Below are 17,992 nucleotides of genomic sequence, written 5' to 3' on the forward strand. Positions count from 1 at the left end.
TCAACGCCTCCTCTTAACTACTTATATTAGTATAATAACTAATGTCATTAGTTTTGTAAAGAAACATTTTTCATCTATTTGAAATCTGTGCATTTGTCTGAGTGTTCTTTATTAGACTGTGGTGAGAAAACCCTTATCGAAGCAATTCATGGAGGAGCGACCGCGTTCAGATGTAGGTTTTATCGCCAATCTGTGCATTTTTCGGGTATCGAAAACTTTATCTTCCTTATGTGGTAAAATAGTTCTCATATTTGTCCTACAGTCCATTCCAAGTGAGTGAGGTTACCTATGAATACTGAAACTTTAGAACTTTTTAAAACGTTAACCGAAATGCAAGCTGCACCTGGCTTTGAGCGAGAGATCCGTGCATTTGTACGCGGCGAGTTAGCCAAATATACCGATGAGTTCGTGCAGGACGCGCTCGGCAGCCTCTTCGGGGTTGTGCGCGGCGACGAGACAGGACCGCGCATCATGGTGGCGGGCCATTTCGACGAAGTCGGCTTCCTCGTCACCGGCATCACCGAGCACGGCACGGTCAAGTTCCAGCCGCTCGGCGGCTGGTTTAGTCAAGTACTGCCCGCGCAGCGCGTGCAGATCATGACGGCGAACGGACCGATCATCGGCGTGATCGGCTCCGTGCCTGTGCACTTGCTGGACGAAGCTGCGCGCAGCAAGCCCGCAGACATCAAGACGATGTATATTGACATCGGCGCCGAAAACAAAGCCGATGCCATCGCCATCGGCATCAAGCTCGGGCAGCAGATCGTGCCGATCTGCCCGTTCACACCCCTGGCCAATCCGAAGCGGATCATGGCCAAAGCTTGGGACAATCGCTACGGCGTCGGCCTCGCGATTGAGCTCTTGAAGGAGCTTCACGGCGGGCCGAAGCTCCCGAACATCCTGTACGCGGGTGCCACCGTACAGGAAGAGGTTGGCGTGCGCGGCGGAAGAACGGCTGCGAATATGATTCAGCCGGATCTGTTCTACGCGCTCGATGCAAGTGCGGCCGGCGATATGACCGGCGACCGCCAGGCTTTCGGGCAGCTGGGGCGCGGAGCGCTGCTGCGGATTTTCGATCCCACGATGATTACCCACCGTGGGATGGTCGAGTTCATTTTGGATATGGCGGAGACGCATAAAATCCCCTATCAGTATTTCATCTCGCAAGGCGGAACTGATGCTGGGCAAGTGCATGTGCAAGGCAGTGGGATTCCATCCGCTGTGATCGGGGTATGTGCGCGCTATATCCATACATCTGCATCGATTCTTCACGTGGATGACTACGCTGCAGCGAAGGAGCTGCTGATCAAACTGGTGCAAGCCAGCGATCGCACAACATTAAACACCATTCTTGCCCAAGCTTAAGGGCACTAGGCAAGTTGCTCTTGCCGGAAACTCGGAGGCTGACATGATTCCAACAGGGTGGAAGTGTATTTATAAGAATCCGCTCTCCTCACCGCAGGAGGTGGAAAACTTTCGCATGGAAGGAGATGGAGCAGTCTCCTTCCCTATGGGTAGAATGCGGTTGGAAGGTACGCGCAGCCTGGAAGATGAATATAAAGCGAACATCGTCTATTGGTGTCCAGACATATTCCCTGCCGATGTAGCTATCACTTGGGAGTTTTGGCCGATTCGAGAGCCGGGACTTGCCATCTTATTTTTCGCCGCTAAGGGAATGGAAGGTTACGATCTATTTGATCCTAGTCTCCCTACGCGAACAGGCGAATATGATCAATACCATCACGGGAAGATGAATGCGCTGCATGTCTCTTATTTCCGCAGACGTTATGCATCAGAACGGGCGTTTCACACCTGCAATCTGAGGAAAAGCTATGGCTTCCATCTCGTGATGCAAGGCGCTGACCCTATTCCCGACGTAGCTGATGCCGTTGGCCCTTATCGAATCACCGTCCTTAAGCAAGGAGCGCGCGTGACATTCACGATCAACGACCTACCCGTTTTCATTTGGGAAGATCCCGGTACAACCTATGGTCCAATCCTTGGAGAGGGTCGCATCGGCTTCCGCCAGATGACCCCACTGATAGCTGAATACGCCAATCTTGCCGTCTATGCGCCTTAATTAGGTAGATGGCTAACACTTAGACCTCTGGAGCAAATAGCTCCAGAGGTCTTTTTGATCGACGAAAGCTTATTCTTCCTGATACAGTAAACTTTTGACATTTTTTTCATAAATATAGAACTAATGTTCCAATATATGGTACAATTAACAGCATAACTTGTTTTTAGAAAGAAGGATACCCATGACCTCTATCATTCGTGAAGCAACAACCCAGGATACATCAGCGATCAGCTCACTCGTTTCCCATCTCACCGGTAAGGTAATTTCTCCTTTACATATTGAAAATAGGCTGCATAGTATGCGAGATAACCCAGATGAATTGCTCTATGTCTATGAAGAGAAGAGTCGGATTCTCGGTACATTAAGCTTTCGGATCCGCAGAGATCATGATGCGCAGCATCTTACCTTTAGTGAAATCTCAGTTATTTCCTTCAAGCAGGATCCCGATAGTAAGCAAGCACCGATGGAGCAATTAAAGACATACGCTCAACAGCTTACAACAGATCATAATTGCTCGGGGATGATGTGGTTGACAGACGTAGAGTCTACTGATAAACCCAGATCAGCCCAACCCCCTATCGGTTTTCATGAAACCGGCTACCGCTTTGTCAAACGTTTCCTCTAACTACGCGAATTTCTACTATCAAATTCTATTCATTCTACAAAGGAGTGCTTACATGTGCTGATTGGATTAAATGACGGAGCTTTAAGTACTCTTGTTCTTATTGTCTTCATCATCATCCTTCTTTTCGTTGTTGGCATCTTTCTATCTATTATTATGAAATCGTTGTCGACTTGGACGTCCAATAACAACGCCCCTATTCAAGATCGAGCCTGTAGAGTTGTCGCCAAACGGATACAATTTTCCGGCAGCAACGGAGATATAGGCTCGAACACCTCCTACTACGTTACTTTTGAGTTTGATGACCTGAGTAGAATGGAACTATGGATAGGGCGTCAGCAATTTGGCTATATGATTGAAGGTGACACGGGAAATTTAACATTTCAGGGTACTCGCTTCAAGGAATTCGAACGCAAACAAGCCGTTTAAGCAATTCTACGCATACGCAAGCATTTACAAGAAAACGATAAAAAATAGACATATTAACGCCGATATTTGAATAATCTGAATATTTACAATATTTTAATAATGGGCTATTATAAATCCAAGGCAGACAGGGAGGACAACCCGCACCAATAGGTGCCATATCAACGAAGAGCCTTACAAATCAACTACGAGAGGGGATAGTCCATTGGACCATGTTAGCGAAGCATGCTACTCACTTCCGCTCTAAACGACAGGAGCCACGTGAAGGAAGAACGTCCCACTCGTTCAATCAGCATGCGGGAAATTAGATTAGGCAGGTCATCATTCGAAGAAAGGAACTATAGTGAGGGACTTGTCGTGAGTAGGATAACTGGGAAGATATACACGATAGAAAGGACACTTTAACTTTGATACGAACGTATGGAATACAGCAACTGATCTGCGACTTTTCGGGGAATGGAGTGTGTGGAAGAACAATTGAATAGGCAAAATGACTCATAGAGACCTCCGGTTATCATGGATAAGCGGGGGCCTCTATTTGCGTTCAGATGAAGTTATTTTTTCGTTATCTGTTCCTTCTGTACAATGGGTAATTGGACGATGAAGGATGTCATTTCCTCCTCCCCGCTTTCCACTGCGATCGTTCCGTGATGCATCTCTACAATTTTCTTTGCAATCGACAAGCCAAGCCCATTGCCGCCAGCCATTCGATTTCTAGACTTATCCGCTTTGTAAAACCGTTCAAAAATATGCGCCTGATCCTCTTCTGGAATCCACGGTCCATTATTCGAAATTCGCGTTACCGCCTCTTCCCCATTGCTAACCACTCGGACACGAATCGTTCCGCCAACAGGCACAAATTTAACCGCATTGTGGATGAGATTGATCCAAACCTGACTAAGCAGATCCTCGTCGGCCTCAAGGGTTACAGGATCCAGCTCAATATCCATTTCAATATCTTTATCTACCCACTGGGGCTCACAAGCGAGAATATGATTCCGCAATTGTTTATCCAAACGATAGCTTCTCGGTTCAAAAGGGTGATGCTGTGACTCCAGGGAGGTCAGTTTCAACAGATTTTCGCTGAGCTTGGATAAGCGTACACTTTCGGTTTCAATGATGGTCAAATAATGTTTACGCTCCTCAGGCGATAGCTGATCATTCTGCAATGCGCGGGAGAATCCGCTAATGGACGTTAAAGGCGACTGGATCTCGTGGGAGACGTTCGAAATAAACTCCTGCCTCATTTTCTCTAATTGCCCGAGATCGCTCGCCATTTGGTTGATGGACTCCGCTAACTCTACGAAGGGTCCATTCCGCGGGTTATCATCTACCGACACATTGAAATCCCCTCTCGACATGCTGCGTATCGCTTGATTCAAACTTTGGAAGAAAATCAACTGATGTTTTCTTAGAAATTGACCTAAAATGGCCATGGTCACTCCCCAGAGGAACATGCCGCCAATGCAGTTGATTAACTGCACAATAACTTCCGCAGGGCGTTTCCCTAAATGCGTGTAGAGATGCTCCATGCCATAGAAGGTAGCTAACCAATATACGATAATGAGAATGAAGATCCCTAAGCCAAAAAAGAAGCCCCCTATTCGCTGGAGAATCGTCTGATTCTTATGGTTCATTCGGCGTCGCTTCTGTCTTTCTCTCCGTTCTCTTCTCTCTGCTCTGTGCTGATGATTCACTTCAGCACCTCCAAGCGATAGCCCAAGCCTCGAATCGTAGCGATACGAAAAGCGTGCCGCTCCTCAGGAAATCGCTCACGCAGCCGATTAATATGCACATCGACCGTACGCTCGTTTCCTTCGTAGTCAAACCCCCAGATCTGCTCGATCAATTGGTCGCGTGAGAAGGTTTTGCCTGGATAGCTCGCAAGCTTATAGAGCAGTTCGAATTCCTTGAGCGGCAGCGTGATGCTCTCTGCACCAACGGTAGCTTCATAGGTTTTGCGATTCATGCTCAAATCACCAGCCTGAATCGTTTGCGAGGAAGCGATTCTGTAGCGCTTGAGCAGAGCTCTCACCCGCATCGCAAGCTCCAGCGGTTCGAAGGGCTTGGTGAGGTAATCGTCCGCACCCAGTTCGAAGCCCTTGACCTTCTGGGCGGTTTCACCTTTGGCCGTCAGCATGAGTATCGGCAAATCATAATGCTCTCGAAGCTCCTTGCATACCTCCCAACCGTCCATATTCGGCATCATCACATCGAGGATCACCATATCGACCTGGACGGTTTGCAGCTTCTTAAGTGCTTCGATGCCATCCGCGGCCTCAACGACATCAAAGCCTTCGTTCAGCATGAAAACACGGACAAGCTCACGAATATACGGGTCATCATCTACGATCATAATGGGTGCCATGATTCATTCATCCTCACTTCTTGAGTTTCTAATTTTACATCTATATCCGTATCTATGCTTGCAGTGGCGTATCTGTGGTCGTGCCTGAATCTTTATCTTGCTTCTTCATCGCATTTGGCAGCATTCTAGCCTTGCCAAGGAAGATCGCCGCAATAACTCCCGTGAATACGATGAGGCTCCCTGCAATAAATACACCGCTTAGCGAGTGGGCGAATACATGCTGCAGCTCCGTTAGAATGTCTATAGGCAGCTTTTCTCGTGCACTAGGATCCAACAATAACTGCGGATTAGCAAATTGCTTGAGCTGCTCTGCAGGGACTTGCTGAAATTTCTCTCCCATGCCACCAAGGCCATCCGTCATACGGTTCGTCATCAGAACCCCCATGATACTAACCCCAATGGTTGCACCAATGGATCGGAAGAACTGTACAAGTGAGGTCGCGACACCGCGGCTTGCAGGCCCAACTTCCCCTTGCACGGCAATGTTAAGTGTTGGCATAATGAGACCCATGCCTAGTCCGGCTACGATCATGTCCAAGATAATTACTAGTTTACTTGTTCCTACATCCATGGTCGACATAAATGTAAAACCTAATCCTATGAGGAACATACCTGTGATAATTAATGTACGGTAAGACACTTTACTCGACATCCGTCCGCCAATAATTGCCGTAACAACCACGGACAGCATCAACGGTGTAAGAATGTAGCCGCCAATCGAAGGACTCACACCGATGACCCCTTGTACGAATAACGGAATGTACGTAATGGCACCGAACATGCCCACACTCATGAGAACCGCAATAATACTCGTTACGGAAATGACTTTATTTTTGAATAAATGCAGGGGAATCATTGGTTCTGATGTTTTCGTCTCTACCCATAGGAACAGAGCAAGCATAATAGCGCTCACTGAGAACAAACCTATAATTTGTGGAGAGCCCCACGCATAATGTGTACTGCCTGCTGCTTGCGGATCCCCGCCTAATACGAGACCGAGCAAACCTGATACGATTGCGCTGCTTAGCGTGAGCGCACCGAGCCAGTCAATCGCACGCTTCACTTGTGTACGACTTTCTTTCAGGGTAACTGCGATCATGACCATCGCCGCGACACCGAAAGGCAGATTCACATAGAAAATCCAGCTCCAATTCAGATGCTCCACGATGAAGCCGCCGATTGCAGGGCCAATAATACTAGACAAGGCCATCACGCCGCCGAACATCCCTTGCATTTTACCTCGTTTCTCAATAGGCAAAATATCGCCAATGATCGTGATCGCAATCGGCATGAGCGCACCTGCGCCAATCCCTTGCAGACCTCGGTAAATAATGAGTTCCGTCATATTTGTTGCGAAGCCACATAACGCAGAACCCACGATGAAAATCCCGATACCCGTGAGGTAAATACGTTTCCTGCCGTATAGGTCGGCTAGCTTCCCGAAGATCGGCATGCTCGTTGTTGACGTTAACATATAGATGGAGAAAACCCAGCTGTACATGGCGATACCGCCTAGATCACGAATAACAGTCGGCATGGCCGTCGAGATAATCGTTTGATCTAGCGCGCCCAACAGCATCCCCAGCATGAGTCCAACGATGACCCATTTTACATTTTTCTGTTCACTGCTCATGTTCATTTCGCTCCTTTGCTGCTAGCTTTGCAAGCATAGTAACAAAGGAATATAAACTGAATTTAAACCACATCGCCATTTCATTATGAAAGGGCTTTATTTGGAAAATAATTTATGATAAATTTGGGGTAAGGAACAGTCTAGGGGGTTGTGGCCTGTATGACAAATAACACATTGGCGGATTTCAACAAGCTGACTACCGCGGAAGCGGAAGCCCTGTTTCAACGCGAGGTGCTCTCTGAAGGGTTCGCAGGCTTTAGGCGGTTACTCGACACGATCACGGAAGCGGTCAAATTCGCGGGAGACACGGAAATGGAAGTGGTAGAGCAGTCGGTTGCGAAAGCAAAGCGTCTTTTTCCGGAACCTGTTGATTTCAGTCCCTCTTGGGAGAAGGTTTGGCCAGAACTTGAATGTACAATAGCTGCCAAGAAACATATTTTCGCAAATATCCCCCTCGCAGAAAGAGTCGGCGAATGGCAAGTGATCATGGATAATCCGCTTGTCGTGCAAGAGGTTGTCTGTTACCCTGCGTTGACTTTTGAGGATGCTGCTTACCTTTATGCCTATTTCCGACCTCAATTGGAGAAATCCGAATACATTCGTCTTCAGAAAATCCAAACGGTGATTCAAGAAATCGGCGGTTAGCCTACTTTCTTCACTTCAGTTTCTCCTTCATCCAGTCACACCAATATAAATCCGTATCTACCTTCATCGTGGCTTTATGCACCAGTACATACATGCCAAATGTATCATCACCAATTTCTAATTGCTCGAGCGGTTTTGTACTTCCTTGTTGGATCTTATCCATCAGGAGGCAGAATCGCTCTTTTTTCTTCTTATAATACACTTCGCGTTCCGCAAGCATCTTCCTCGCCTGCTCTTTATCCACTAGCCCGATACAATACACCTTCAGTGAAAGCTCATCTCGCGTTATAGGCTCATCCGTTGGCATAGCAATCCACTCTCGCAAGGCATCCCTTCCTTGGTCCGTGATGGAGTAAACTTTTTTATCCGGCTTATCGGATTGAAGAACATGTACGAACGCGACGTGTCCCTTCTGCTCCAATTGTGCCAAAAGGGGATAGATTTGACTATGTTTAGCAGACCAAAAAGGCTGTATATGCTGCATGAGCTCATACCCCGAACGGGAGTTTTTGGTTAAAAGACTTAGTAATCCATATGAAAGGGTATTCATAGCCGCTCCTCCTTTATGTCATTATTGACATATAAACATATCGGTAGTATGATGATTTTCATTCAAATTATAGAGAATACTATCGTTAAGATCAATGATAGAGTGGAGGCATTATTTTGAGTAAGGATGAGTTACAGCAAGTGCGCTTCTGGCCAATCATGATTGCTATCTTCTTCGGATCGTTCGTGTCGATTCTAAGTATGAGCACAATTAATATCGCTATACCGATTCTTAGTGAGCATTTCCATACAGATTTGAGCAAAATCCAATGGACGATTACCGGATTTATGCTCGCAAGTGGTACGATTGCTCCGATTACAGGTTATTTCGGGGAAAAATTCAGCTACAAGCGTTTATACGCCATCGCGCTGATAGGTTTTACTGTATTTTCACTTTTATGTGCGCTAGCCTGGGATGCTTCATCACTGATTGCATTCCGTATTATTCAAGGGGCTTTCAGCGGTCTGATTATGCCGGCTACGATGACCATTGTTTATCAGGTTATCCCGCGCGATAAACAGCCAATTGCCATTTCCCTTTGGTCCCTATCCGCCATGATGGCACCTGCTATTGGGCCAACATTAAGCGGTTGGTTGTTGCAAAATTGGAGCTGGCACTGGTTGTTCCTTATGAACATACCTGTCGGCATTGTTGCTATTTTTCTCGTTTTCAAATTGATTCCTTATTACCGTCTTTCCGTTCCCAAAAGATTCGATCTCATCGGCTTACTCACTGTCGTTGTCAGCAGCCTTTCCTTGCTAGTTGGTTTCTCACAAGGGCATTCTTGGGGATGGACATCAGGCCGTGTCATTGGGCTATTTGTAACAGGCCTCCTAGTCCTTCTTCTGTTCATCTGGCGAGAACTTAAAGTGGATTCACCTCTACTGAACATACGTGTTTTGAAGAACTCGCGTTACACGCTATCGCTCATTATTTCAAGTATTGTTACAATAAGCTTGTACTCAGGTACTTTCCTGACGCCAATTTTCTTGCAAAATATTCAACACGTTACTCCGCTAGATACAGGACTAATCTTGTTGCCAGCTTCCTTAGTTATGGCGCTCTGCATGCCTCTCGTAGGCAAGCTGTATAGCAGTGTCGGGCCACGCATTCTTATTTTTATCGGTATTTCCTTGATTGCTGTTGGTACACTCACATTAAGTTGGTTGAGTACAGACGTCTCGCGCGGCTATATCGTGTTCTGGATGATCGTTCGAAACGTCGGGATTGCCTTCGCTACGATGCCTGCAAGTAATGCGGGTATGGAGCAAATTCCGCGAACTCTTTCGGGCCATGCCACTTCCATTAATAACTGGGTTCGTAACGTATTCGGATCCTTTGCTATTGCCTTATTCACATCCGTGTTATCCTCTCAAACCGTTACACACAGTAAGGAATTAGCGGCTGGCGGGTTGACCGATAAGGTTCAAATTGGATCGCATGCCTTTACAATGAGTGTCAACGATGTCTACTTGCTCGCAACATTTATCGTCTTAATTGCTCTGCCGCTAAGCTTGTTCATTCGCAAGCGTTCCATAGCGCCAGACAATCCTTCAGCGTCTGCACCCGCTCCTATCGTGGCAACGCCGAACCCGAAAGCCTAATAAAAAACCCCAGTCCGATGTGTGCTTATCACATCGGACTGGGGCTTTCGTCTTTTATTAGCTGAGATAGAAATCACGCAGCAGTTCGTCCATCACACGATTCGTACGTGCTCCTGTACGACCTGTGCTAGGGCTTTGCCCGATACCTCTAAGATCATCAACGATCATCTGAATCAGTGGCTGTTGAACATGTGGCGGGTTGGGGATCGTCAGTTCTTGGACCGCACCGTCTGCGGTTTCAATGCGCAGATCGCCACTGAACGTAGAGAACGACAATTTCCCGAGGTTGCCGACAATCTCATTCAAATCTAAATGTTTGTAGGCATTGAAGCTCCATACCCCTGTACCCATCACACCGGATTCGAAGGCGTAGCTTGTCGTCACGATATCTTCGACCTTATGTTTGCCCGTTTGATTACTTGCGAAGCCCTTCACCTCTCCGATCGGACCCAACAAATAATCTAGAATATCCAGCGCATGACTCGCCAAATCCACGAAGAGACCGCCGCCTGACAACTCAGGCTGAATGCGCCATGGTTCTAGTCCTTCTTGATAATCTCTCATTGGTTGCAAGTACGACGATTGGACAAATCGGACATCACCGATCACGCCACTATCGATCAAACGCTTGATTTCCACGAATTTCGGGAGTCCTCTGCGATAATAGGCTACGAATAACGGTACGCCGGCTGCTTCACAGGCGGCAATCATCTCTTGACACTCTGCGTGATTTCTGGCCATGGGCTTTTCCACGTAGACGGGTTTCCCTGCTTTTGCCGCGAGCAGCGTATACTCATGATGGAATCCTGGCGGCGTTGCGACATAGACCGCATTTACATCGGGATCATTCACTAACGCCGCGGCGTCATCGTACCATTTTGCCACACCATGACGCTTCGCATAGTCTTCAGCCAGCGCCCCATTGCGGCGCATAACCGCGACCAGCTCTGAGCCTTCTGCCTTCTGCAAGGCGGGGCCGCTTTTGACCTCCGTCACATCACCGCACCCGATAATTCCCCAACGTACCTTTTCCACTGTTGTAGCCTCCTCTTACATGCTTAGTTAATTAGATATTCGACATAGAGGTCGCGAGCTCCTGTACATGATGAATGGTCTATTCAAAACCATGGAAATTGGCACTTTGTATATCCCCTATAACTTGCTATTCTATACCTAAAACAAAGCAGGTGAAGCCATGTACACGCCCTCGCATTTCAAAATAGAAGACCGCTCGCAAATGTACGACTTCATTGAAGAACATAGCTTCGCTACCATCGTTTCGCAGCATCAGGGGCTTCCTTTCGCGACGCATATTCCCTTATTGCTTGATGTCACGGATCACTGCCTATATGGGCATTTCGCCCGTTCTAATCCGCAATGGATGGATATCCAGGGGCAAGATGTGTTAGTCCTCTTCCAAGGTCCCCATTGCTACATTTCACCATCCTGGTATGGAACGCCAACTGCAGTACCTACATGGAATTATACGGCCGTTCATGTCTATGGCCAGATCGAACTCGTCCACGACGACCAGGAAGTCTTTCGCGTCTTGCAGCAGCTAACCCACAAATATGAGGAGTGGGATAGCTCGTATACGTTAGAGGGCATCGATCCTCACTTTATAGCCGGAATGCGCCAAGGTATTCAAGCTTTTAAGCTGCCGATTTCGAGTATCGAAGGCAAAGCCAAGCTAAGCCAGAATCAGCCCAAGGAGCGCCAAGAACGCATTATTCGCGAACTGGAGCATAAGGGAGATGCGGAGCAGCAGATTGCTGTGTTGATGAAGAGAAATCTGTGCAATGAATGAGTGTACAAAGAAGCCGTCCTAAAGTAGAAACAACTACTTAGGGTACGGCTTCTTTGCGCATCGCATTGATCCTACTTTGCAGCAACCAACCAGCGGCAGCTGTTTCGAATGATTTCTCGGTACACAGGGTGCCTGAAGGATTCGGTCTGATGCCCCGGCATCAAATAAACGACTCGCCCAAGACCGAAACGATGGGCCCAAGCTGCCGGAACAACTTGATCCTCTTGGTCGTATTCGAGTAACACGGTTTTATCCGAATGCGGAATGAACGTAAACTGATACGGCTCGTCAGCGATTGTAAAGGACTCGATGCCCTCTATGATCTCATGCAGCGATGCACCTGAGGAAGGACGGATAGTGATTTCACGAAACGGCGGGTGCCCTGTAAAATAGCCGCCAATTAGCTGGCATAGATCAAAACGATGCTGCAAGGAAATACCGTTATGCAAGGCAAGAAGCCCGCCACCACCCGTAACGAAAGCAAGCAGACCAGCCGCCTGTTTATCCGTGATGGCGGTCCGCCAGCAATCCGTATAAGAGATGACGACGTCAAAAGCAGCGATGCGCTCTGGCAGGAGAACATCGTAATCCTCTGTGCACACGATATACCCCTCGTCACCGAGAATATCTTTCAATTCGTTATCGACACCATTCAGCGGATGGTGTTTTGGTTTCGTATAATGGCCAAGAACAAGTATGTTGGATTGCATATGGGCTAACATTCCTTTCTTTCTACCACAGCTGCCGCTCGCCCAAATAATCGAGATAGGCAGGGTGCTGATCCATGTAAGAGGCATGATCCAGAATCAGCTTGATCATGTTGACCGCTGAATCGTCCGGTGTTAGTGGTGATTTGGCATTCAGCGTACCACTTAGCCGCCCTTGGACAGCCCCAGGGTGAAGAATAAGTACTTGGCCGCCTTCGACTTTGATCTGTTTATGAATTAAGGCAGACTGCATATTGAGCGCAGACTTGGACATCGCATAGGCGAACCAGCCCGTCCTATGGCACTGACCGATACTTCCCGCTTCCGAGGAAATGTTAACAATAAGCTTATGTCCGCTGTTCATCAGCGGTTCAATGAATTGATTCGACATGCGCAGAGCGCCAAGTGCATTAACGTTGTATACCTGCTGAATACCCTCAAAATCAATGGCATCCGTAATGGTAGCCGTTTTGTTGCCAATAATAGCTGCATTATTGATCAAAATATCCAACGAATCGGTTATACCCGATACGAAGCTGCTGGCATTTCGCACGCTTTCTTCGCTGGAAACGTCCAGTTCGATTTGATATAAGCGATCGGGATACGTTTGTTTCAGCAACGCAAGCTCTTCATACTCCTTTAAGAAGGTACCGGCAATGACCGTAAAGCCGTGAAGCAGCAACTGCTTCACTAGTGCCGCGCCAATCCCTCTTTCGGCACCGGTAACGAAAGCATATTCAGGCATCTATGAGACCCTCCTGTAATCATTAAGTTTCTTTTGCGATTTTGCGATCTGATGGCAGAGCTAAAGTAAGTAAGCCTAGCAAAGGTAAAAAGGACGTTAGTTTAATAACAAACGCTAGACTGGTAGCATCAATTAATCCGCCTAATGCAACGGAGCCGAGGCCGCCCATGCCGAAAGCAAGCCCCGTAATCAGTCCGGACATGGTCCCGACACGTCCTGGAATTAGCTCCAGCACGTACACAACAGCGACGGAAAAACTCGACATTTGAATAAAGCCAATCACAGCAAGCAGCGGATACGACCACGTCGGTCCAGCATACGGAAGAATAAGCGTAAAAGGCAAAGAAATCAGAAGCGCGTACAGGACAGTTTTCCGTCCAAAACGATCCGCTACCGGCCCACCCAGGAAAGTCCCTACTGCCCCAGCGCCTAAGTAGACGAAGATATACACTTGAGCTGCGCTTGCACTAAGATGGTAAGTCTCCGATAGGTAGAAGATAAAATAATTCGTAATCCCCGCCCCATACCATGAGCGCCCGAAGATTAGCAGCACAACTAACGTAACAGCCATAACGATCTTTCGGCGTTGTCCTGACAATGCCGACGTTTTCGTAGTAGCCGCCTTCTTACGACCCGTCGCCAGCTGCCCTTTGTACTTGGCGGTAATGTACAAGAGTACCGCGCAGCCAGCAGCTGCAGCTATGGTAAACCAAAGCGAGCCTCGCTGCCCAAAGGGGTAGATCGTAATTAGCGCCAATATTGGCGCGAGAGCCTGGCCTCCGTTGCCACCGACCTGATAAATCGACTGGGCCAAACCACGGCGCGGTCCTGCCGCCATGTGAGCTACCCGTGATGCCCCTGGATGAAAAACGGCCGATCCAAGACCGACCAATGCAACCGACAGCAGAACCCACAAGTAGGAAGGCGCAAAAGCAAGTGCGATCATTCCCGCAAGAGATGCGACCATAGAGAGGGGCAATAAATAGGGCTTCGGATATTTATCTGTGTACATACCAACGAACGGCTGCAATACAGAGGAAGTTAGATTTAACATAAAGGTGATGAAGCCCAACTGGGCAAAAGAAAGCTGCAAGCTTCCCTTTAAGATCGGGAAGCTTGCTGGAATGATGGCCTGTAGGGCATCGTTAAATAAGTGAACGAGACTAATGGCGAAAAGCACACCAAACATGGCTGATTTGGCGGTATTTTGTTGCGCTGGCATGGTGAAGATCGGCTCCTTTCGTTAGCCTTTAATAGAACCGATCATGGCACCTTTGGCAAAGTACTTTTGCAAAAACGGATAGATGATGAGAATCGGCACGGTCGCAATAATGATCATGGCCATTTTAATAGAAGCACCGATATTGGGAATGTTACTTGCGGTATCTACGGCTTCGCTAGTTGTCTGCAGCAGCATCTGACGAAGCAGCACTTGCAGTGTCATCTGCTCGGGATTTCCATTGAACATAACGGCCTGAAAAAAAATATTCCATTTCGAAACAGCATAGAACAAGGTCAATGTGGCGATAACAGGAAGCGAAATAGGGATGATAATCCGCGCCAGAATGCCAATATCGTTAGATCCGTCAATTTTGGCAGATTCCTCTAACTCCGCTGGCAGCGATCTGAAGAAACTGACCATAATCATCAGATTGAACACGCTAAGCGCACTTGGCACGATCAAGGACCACAGTGTATTAAGCATGCCAAGCTCCTTCACCAGCATATAGGTCGGGATAATTCCCCCGCTGAACAGCATCGTGAAGAATGCAAGAAAGAGCATGGTTGAGCTGCCGATGATTGCTTTTTTAGATAGCGGATATGCCAATGAGATCGTCAACAGCATACTCAGCGCCGTGCCAGCCACCGTTACAATGATGGAGTTCTGTAGGGCACGAAGGAATAACGTGTTGGAAAATACAGCGGAATACGCCACAGTCGTCAAGCCCTTAGGCCACAGCAGAAACAAGCCTTCATAGACAGCTTCTGGCTTAGAGAAGGACATGGCGAGCACACTCCAGAACGGAAAGGCCATCAGCAAAGCCAGCAACCCGAGCAGGAGCCAATTAAGCCCTTCGAACCAGTTGAAGCCTTTACGTAATTTCAAGAGACATTCCCTCCTAGAACAAATAGTTATCGCTGGTTTTTTTGGCTAAGAAGTTAGATCCTAAGATCAGAACAAGACCTACCAGTGATTTAAATAACCCAACCGCGGCCGCAAAGCTGAAATTGCCCTGCAGAACCCCGACTTTAAACACATATGTGTCGAACACTTCAGCTACATTGTTGACCATGGGGTTACCCATAATGAACAATTGGTCAAAAGATAAATTCATAATACTGCCCATCCGAAGCAGCAGGAGTACGACAATCGTACCCATCAGCGCTGGAAGCGTAATGGCTTTCATCTGCTGCCAGCGATTGGCACCATCAACACGTGCGGCTTCGTATAGCTCCGGATTAATACCGGCAAGTGCAGCCAAGAAAATGATGGTTCCCCAGCCTGCATCTTTCCAAATGCTTTGCAGCGTAATAACGCCCCAAAATAAGCGCTCATCCAAGAGAAGTTGAACGTTCGCGATTCCGATTGCATGCAGAAACTTCGTCACAATGCCTTGGGAATTCATTAGCGTGACCGTCAATGAGCAAACGACAACCCAAGAAACGAAATGAGGTAAATAAATAACGGTTTGAATAAGCTTTTTATATAGCGCTCCACGTACTTCGTTTAGCAGAAGCGCAATCACAACAGGTGCCGGAAAATACAGCACCAGATTGAGCAGGCTGATCACCAGCGTATTGCGCAGCACCATCCAGAAGTCGGGATGATGAAATAACCGTTCAAAGTGCTGAAAGCCTACCCATTCACTGTGTGAAATACCGCTAAACGGATTATAATCCTGAAAAGCCATCAGAATTCCGTACATAGGTACGTAATCAAATAGTAGAATAAACAATATACCGGGCAGGGCCAGCAGATACATATAGCGGTCAGACCATAGCTTTCTCCTTAATCTGCTTCCTCGTGATCTGACCGGATCAGACTGCACATCCGTAACGATGCCCTTTCCCACCTGTGATAACACAACAACCCCTCCTTATCGCCCCCCGGGCAGTACGGGGAAAGGACGGCTTATTTGCCGCCCGTACCCGCATTAATTTCTTCCTGCCATTTGCTTCCTTCGAAGCGGTCATACCACTGTTTCACAATTCCGTCCCAGTCTTTCACATCAATCGTACCCATGATAACTTTTACGATATTTGTATTTATAAACGTATTGGCTTCAGCGCTGTACTTCGAGCCTGTCGGGGAGTATACCGTCGCAGAGGCATTCGGCATTTTCAAGTACTTTTCAAGCTTCTTATTCCCATCGATAATGATCTTCTGCGTAGCCTCTGAACGCTCTCTGCGCAAGTAAGTCTCTTCGGTCGGTTGAATTTGCTTTGCGTATAAGAAAGCTGCAGGCACATCACGGTTGAACATGCCGTTAATTGGAGCTGGTTTGTTATCCTTCATCGTATAATGAACACCTTCCACCCCATAGGTATAGAAGTTCATCCCTTCTGGACCTGCTCCCCAATCTAGCCACTCCATCAACTTATCCAGCTTGGCCTTATCCTCCGCTGTTTTCTTTGGAATGTACAGACCGCCGTAATTGACACGCGCACCAATTCCTTGGTCGCCATGAGGACCTTTCACTGGTTCGAAAGGAACCAAAGCCGCTTTCGGATTTGCTTGCGCATACGCTTCGAACTCATTAATACGGTCCATATCGCTGACATAAATACCAGCTTGGTTTTTATTCGTCACTTTGGCGTTAGCCGTTTTCCCGTCAGTCACCGCAAAGTCAGGATCAATTAGCCCTTCCTTGAATGCTTTAGCGAGCCAAGTTAAATACTCTTCGTAGACCGGTGTTGCAAAGTTAGGGACATACTTCCCATCTTGTTTAATCCACGAATCTTGAATCCCGTATGCCTGCTGAAAGCCCCACAGGTTGCCGAAATCATTGTTTGCATAGCTAATCTGAATGCCATAGGTATCTTTTTTGCCGTCTTTGTCGGGATCATTGTACGTAAAAGCTTTCGCAACTTCATAAAGCTCGTCGATCGTTGTCGGCGCTTTAAGTCCGAGATTGTCCAGCCAGTCCTGGCGAATCAGTGGTACCGCTGTCGTCATTGGGTTACGCACGTTGGCGAACGCCCACGTCTTGCCCTCGTATTTGGCAAATTCGTAATCTTTATGCTTTTTCAAATTTGGATATTTGTCGAGCAGTTCATCCACCGGCACGAGTTGTCCTGACTTGATCATCCCCACGATGAAACCGTCCATGCTGTTCCATGAGAAAATGTCTGGAATGTCACCGGAGGCAACCTGAACACGCAGCTTTTCTTTATATGTGTCGCTAGTATAGATGTTGTATTCGAGCTGAACACCCAACTTATCTTGCAAATATTTGACTGCTGCGTTGCTGTCAGCAGAAGTACTTGGTACGCTAAAGCCTGTTTCGTACATCATGTTTAACTTTATAGGTCCCTTACTCGCTTCTTTCTTAGGCGTAGCTTCTGTCCCTTCTCCACAAGCAGTTGCAACCACACTTAGTGCCACAATAAGCGACAAGCTCGTCGCTGTTTTCCAATAAACCTTATTCTTAGTCGTCAATGGGGTCAGACTCCCTTCATTTCTATAAGCGTATTATGGATGTTGATGATATCGCAGATCTGGTTAAGCTGTGCACTCCCACAGTATAGGCCTGCCGCTTAACACGCAGCAATAATCAGTTACGGAGTCCAACTTTTCATGAAAA

The 17,992-nt window shown here is 47.5% G+C and carries 18 protein-coding genes; 7 read left to right on the top strand and 11 right to left on the bottom strand.

The annotated features are described in order from the left end of the window. Positions 1-288 precede the first annotated feature (288 nt). The 4 genes from AC58QM_RS23355 (at position 289) to AC58QM_RS23370 (ending at position 3,131) form a co-directional block, all read left to right on the top strand. Entirely contained in the window at positions 289-1,365 is a 1,077-nt protein-coding gene (locus AC58QM_RS23355) for a M42 family metallopeptidase (protein ID WP_497287256.1), read from the top strand. A 43-nt stretch (positions 1,366-1,408) separates the two neighbouring features. Continuing rightward, positions 1,409-2,080 (top strand): DUF1961 family protein, encoded by a 672-nt coding sequence (locus AC58QM_RS23360; RefSeq protein WP_497287257.1) that lies wholly within the window; start codon positions 1,409-1,411, stop codon positions 2,078-2,080. Between the two features lie 181 nt (positions 2,081-2,261). Next, positions 2,262-2,705 carry a hypothetical protein gene (locus AC58QM_RS23365; RefSeq protein ID WP_497287258.1) on the top strand — a complete coding sequence of 148 codons (444 nt, stop codon included), beginning with the start codon at positions 2,262-2,264 and terminating at the stop codon, positions 2,703-2,705. A gap of 54 nt (positions 2,706-2,759) precedes the next feature. After that, positions 2,760-3,131, top strand: a complete 372-nt coding sequence (locus AC58QM_RS23370; RefSeq protein ID WP_497287259.1) for a DUF2500 domain-containing protein — start codon at positions 2,760-2,762, stop codon at positions 3,129-3,131. Between the two features lie 551 nt (positions 3,132-3,682). On the opposite strand, the gene AC58QM_RS23375 is transcribed toward AC58QM_RS23370, so the two are convergent. The 3 genes from AC58QM_RS23375 to AC58QM_RS23385 are packed head-to-tail and all read right to left on the bottom strand — an operon-like array spanning position 3,683 to position 7,129. After that, the gene (locus AC58QM_RS23375; protein ID WP_497287260.1) at positions 3,683-4,825 is read right to left on the bottom strand and encodes a HAMP domain-containing sensor histidine kinase; all 1,143 of its coding nucleotides are present in this window, start codon (positions 4,823-4,825) and stop codon (positions 3,683-3,685) included. Then, a complete protein-coding gene (locus AC58QM_RS23380) occupies positions 4,822-5,496 on the bottom strand; it encodes a response regulator transcription factor (RefSeq protein WP_497287261.1) in 675 nt (224 codons plus the stop codon). The genes AC58QM_RS23375 and AC58QM_RS23380 overlap by 4 nt, the downstream gene beginning before the upstream one ends. Before the next feature lie 52 nt (positions 5,497-5,548). Continuing rightward, entirely contained in the window at positions 5,549-7,129 is a 1,581-nt protein-coding gene (locus AC58QM_RS23385; RefSeq protein ID WP_497287262.1) for an MDR family MFS transporter, read from the bottom strand. Positions 7,130-7,288: 159 nt separating this feature from the next. On the opposite strand from AC58QM_RS23385, the gene AC58QM_RS23390 reads away from it, so the two are divergent. Next, on the top strand, positions 7,289-7,774 hold the full coding sequence (locus tag AC58QM_RS23390; protein ID WP_497287263.1) for a hypothetical protein: 486 nt from the start codon (positions 7,289-7,291) through the stop codon (positions 7,772-7,774). Between the two features lie 10 nt (positions 7,775-7,784). Here the strand turns inward: AC58QM_RS23390 and AC58QM_RS23395 are convergent, their stop codons facing one another. After that, on the bottom strand, positions 7,785-8,324 hold the full coding sequence (locus AC58QM_RS23395) for a PadR family transcriptional regulator (protein WP_497287264.1): 540 nt from the start codon (positions 8,322-8,324) through the stop codon (positions 7,785-7,787). A 116-nt stretch (positions 8,325-8,440) separates the two neighbouring features. On the opposite strand from AC58QM_RS23395, the gene AC58QM_RS23400 reads away from it, so the two are divergent. Beyond that, positions 8,441-9,928, top strand: a complete 1,488-nt coding sequence (locus AC58QM_RS23400; RefSeq protein ID WP_497287265.1) for an MDR family MFS transporter — start codon at positions 8,441-8,443, stop codon at positions 9,926-9,928. Between the two features lie 57 nt (positions 9,929-9,985). Here AC58QM_RS23400 and AC58QM_RS23405 read toward each other — a convergent pair whose 3' ends face one another. Beyond that, the gene (locus tag AC58QM_RS23405; protein ID WP_497287266.1) at positions 9,986-10,963 is read right to left on the bottom strand and encodes a Gfo/Idh/MocA family protein; all 978 of its coding nucleotides are present in this window, start codon (positions 10,961-10,963) and stop codon (positions 9,986-9,988) included. Positions 10,964-11,123: 160 nt separating this feature from the next. On the opposite strand from AC58QM_RS23405, the gene AC58QM_RS23410 reads away from it, so the two are divergent. After that, positions 11,124-11,735, top strand: coding sequence for an FMN-binding negative transcriptional regulator (locus AC58QM_RS23410; RefSeq protein ID WP_497287267.1), 612 nt, complete (start codon positions 11,124-11,126; stop codon positions 11,733-11,735). 71 nt (positions 11,736-11,806) lie between these two features. Here the strand turns inward: AC58QM_RS23410 and AC58QM_RS23415 are convergent, their stop codons facing one another. The 6 genes from AC58QM_RS23415 to AC58QM_RS23440 are packed head-to-tail and all read right to left on the bottom strand — an operon-like array spanning position 11,807 to position 17,847. Beyond that, positions 11,807-12,445 carry a ThuA domain-containing protein gene (locus AC58QM_RS23415; protein WP_497287268.1) on the bottom strand — a complete coding sequence of 213 codons (639 nt, stop codon included), beginning with the start codon at positions 12,443-12,445 and terminating at the stop codon, positions 11,807-11,809. 22 nt (positions 12,446-12,467) lie between these two features. Next, positions 12,468-13,187, bottom strand: a complete 720-nt coding sequence (locus tag AC58QM_RS23420; protein ID WP_497287269.1) for an SDR family NAD(P)-dependent oxidoreductase — start codon at positions 13,185-13,187, stop codon at positions 12,468-12,470. Positions 13,188-13,209: 22 nt separating this feature from the next. After that, the gene (locus tag AC58QM_RS23425) at positions 13,210-14,409 is read right to left on the bottom strand and encodes an MFS transporter (RefSeq protein ID WP_497287270.1); all 1,200 of its coding nucleotides are present in this window, start codon (positions 14,407-14,409) and stop codon (positions 13,210-13,212) included. Between the two features lie 21 nt (positions 14,410-14,430). Beyond that, complete coding sequence (locus tag AC58QM_RS23430; RefSeq protein WP_497287271.1) at positions 14,431-15,294, bottom strand: carbohydrate ABC transporter permease; 864 nt, start codon at positions 15,292-15,294, stop codon at positions 14,431-14,433. 13 nt (positions 15,295-15,307) lie between these two features. Next, on the bottom strand, positions 15,308-16,273 hold the full coding sequence (locus AC58QM_RS23435) for an ABC transporter permease (protein ID WP_497287272.1): 966 nt from the start codon (positions 16,271-16,273) through the stop codon (positions 15,308-15,310). Between the two features lie 47 nt (positions 16,274-16,320). Continuing rightward, complete coding sequence (locus AC58QM_RS23440) at positions 16,321-17,847, bottom strand: extracellular solute-binding protein (protein ID WP_497287273.1); 1,527 nt, start codon at positions 17,845-17,847, stop codon at positions 16,321-16,323. Between the last annotated feature and the right edge of the window lie 145 nt (positions 17,848-17,992).

This window comes from Paenibacillus sp. J22P165, assembly GCF_059692015.1.

Excerpts from the sequence above, each read along its gene's own strand:
- AC58QM_RS23380 (WP_497287261.1), bottom strand. The coding sequence starts at position 5,496 with ATGGCACCCATTATGATCGTAGATGATGACCCGTATATTCGTGAGCTT.
- AC58QM_RS23415 (WP_497287268.1), bottom strand. The coding sequence starts at position 12,445 with ATGCAATCCAACATACTTGTTCTTGGCCATTATACGAAACCAAAACAC.
- AC58QM_RS23395 (WP_497287264.1), bottom strand. The coding sequence starts at position 8,324 with ATGAATACCCTTTCATATGGATTACTAAGTCTTTTAACCAAAAACTCC.
- AC58QM_RS23425 (WP_497287270.1), bottom strand. The coding sequence starts at position 14,409 with ATGCCAGCGCAACAAAATACCGCCAAATCAGCCATGTTTGGTGTGCTT.
- AC58QM_RS23365 (WP_497287258.1), top strand. The coding sequence starts at position 2,262 with ATGACCTCTATCATTCGTGAAGCAACAACCCAGGATACATCAGCGATC.
- AC58QM_RS23355 (WP_497287256.1), top strand. The coding sequence starts at position 289 with ATGAATACTGAAACTTTAGAACTTTTTAAAACGTTAACCGAAATGCAA.
- AC58QM_RS23360 (WP_497287257.1), top strand. The coding sequence starts at position 1,409 with ATGATTCCAACAGGGTGGAAGTGTATTTATAAGAATCCGCTCTCCTCA.
- AC58QM_RS23390 (WP_497287263.1), top strand. The coding sequence starts at position 7,289 with ATGACAAATAACACATTGGCGGATTTCAACAAGCTGACTACCGCGGAA.
- AC58QM_RS23410 (WP_497287267.1), top strand. The coding sequence starts at position 11,124 with ATGTACACGCCCTCGCATTTCAAAATAGAAGACCGCTCGCAAATGTAC.
- AC58QM_RS23420 (WP_497287269.1), bottom strand. The coding sequence starts at position 13,187 with ATGCCTGAATATGCTTTCGTTACCGGTGCCGAAAGAGGGATTGGCGCG.
- AC58QM_RS23385 (WP_497287262.1), bottom strand. The coding sequence starts at position 7,129 with ATGAGCAGTGAACAGAAAAATGTAAAATGGGTCATCGTTGGACTCATG.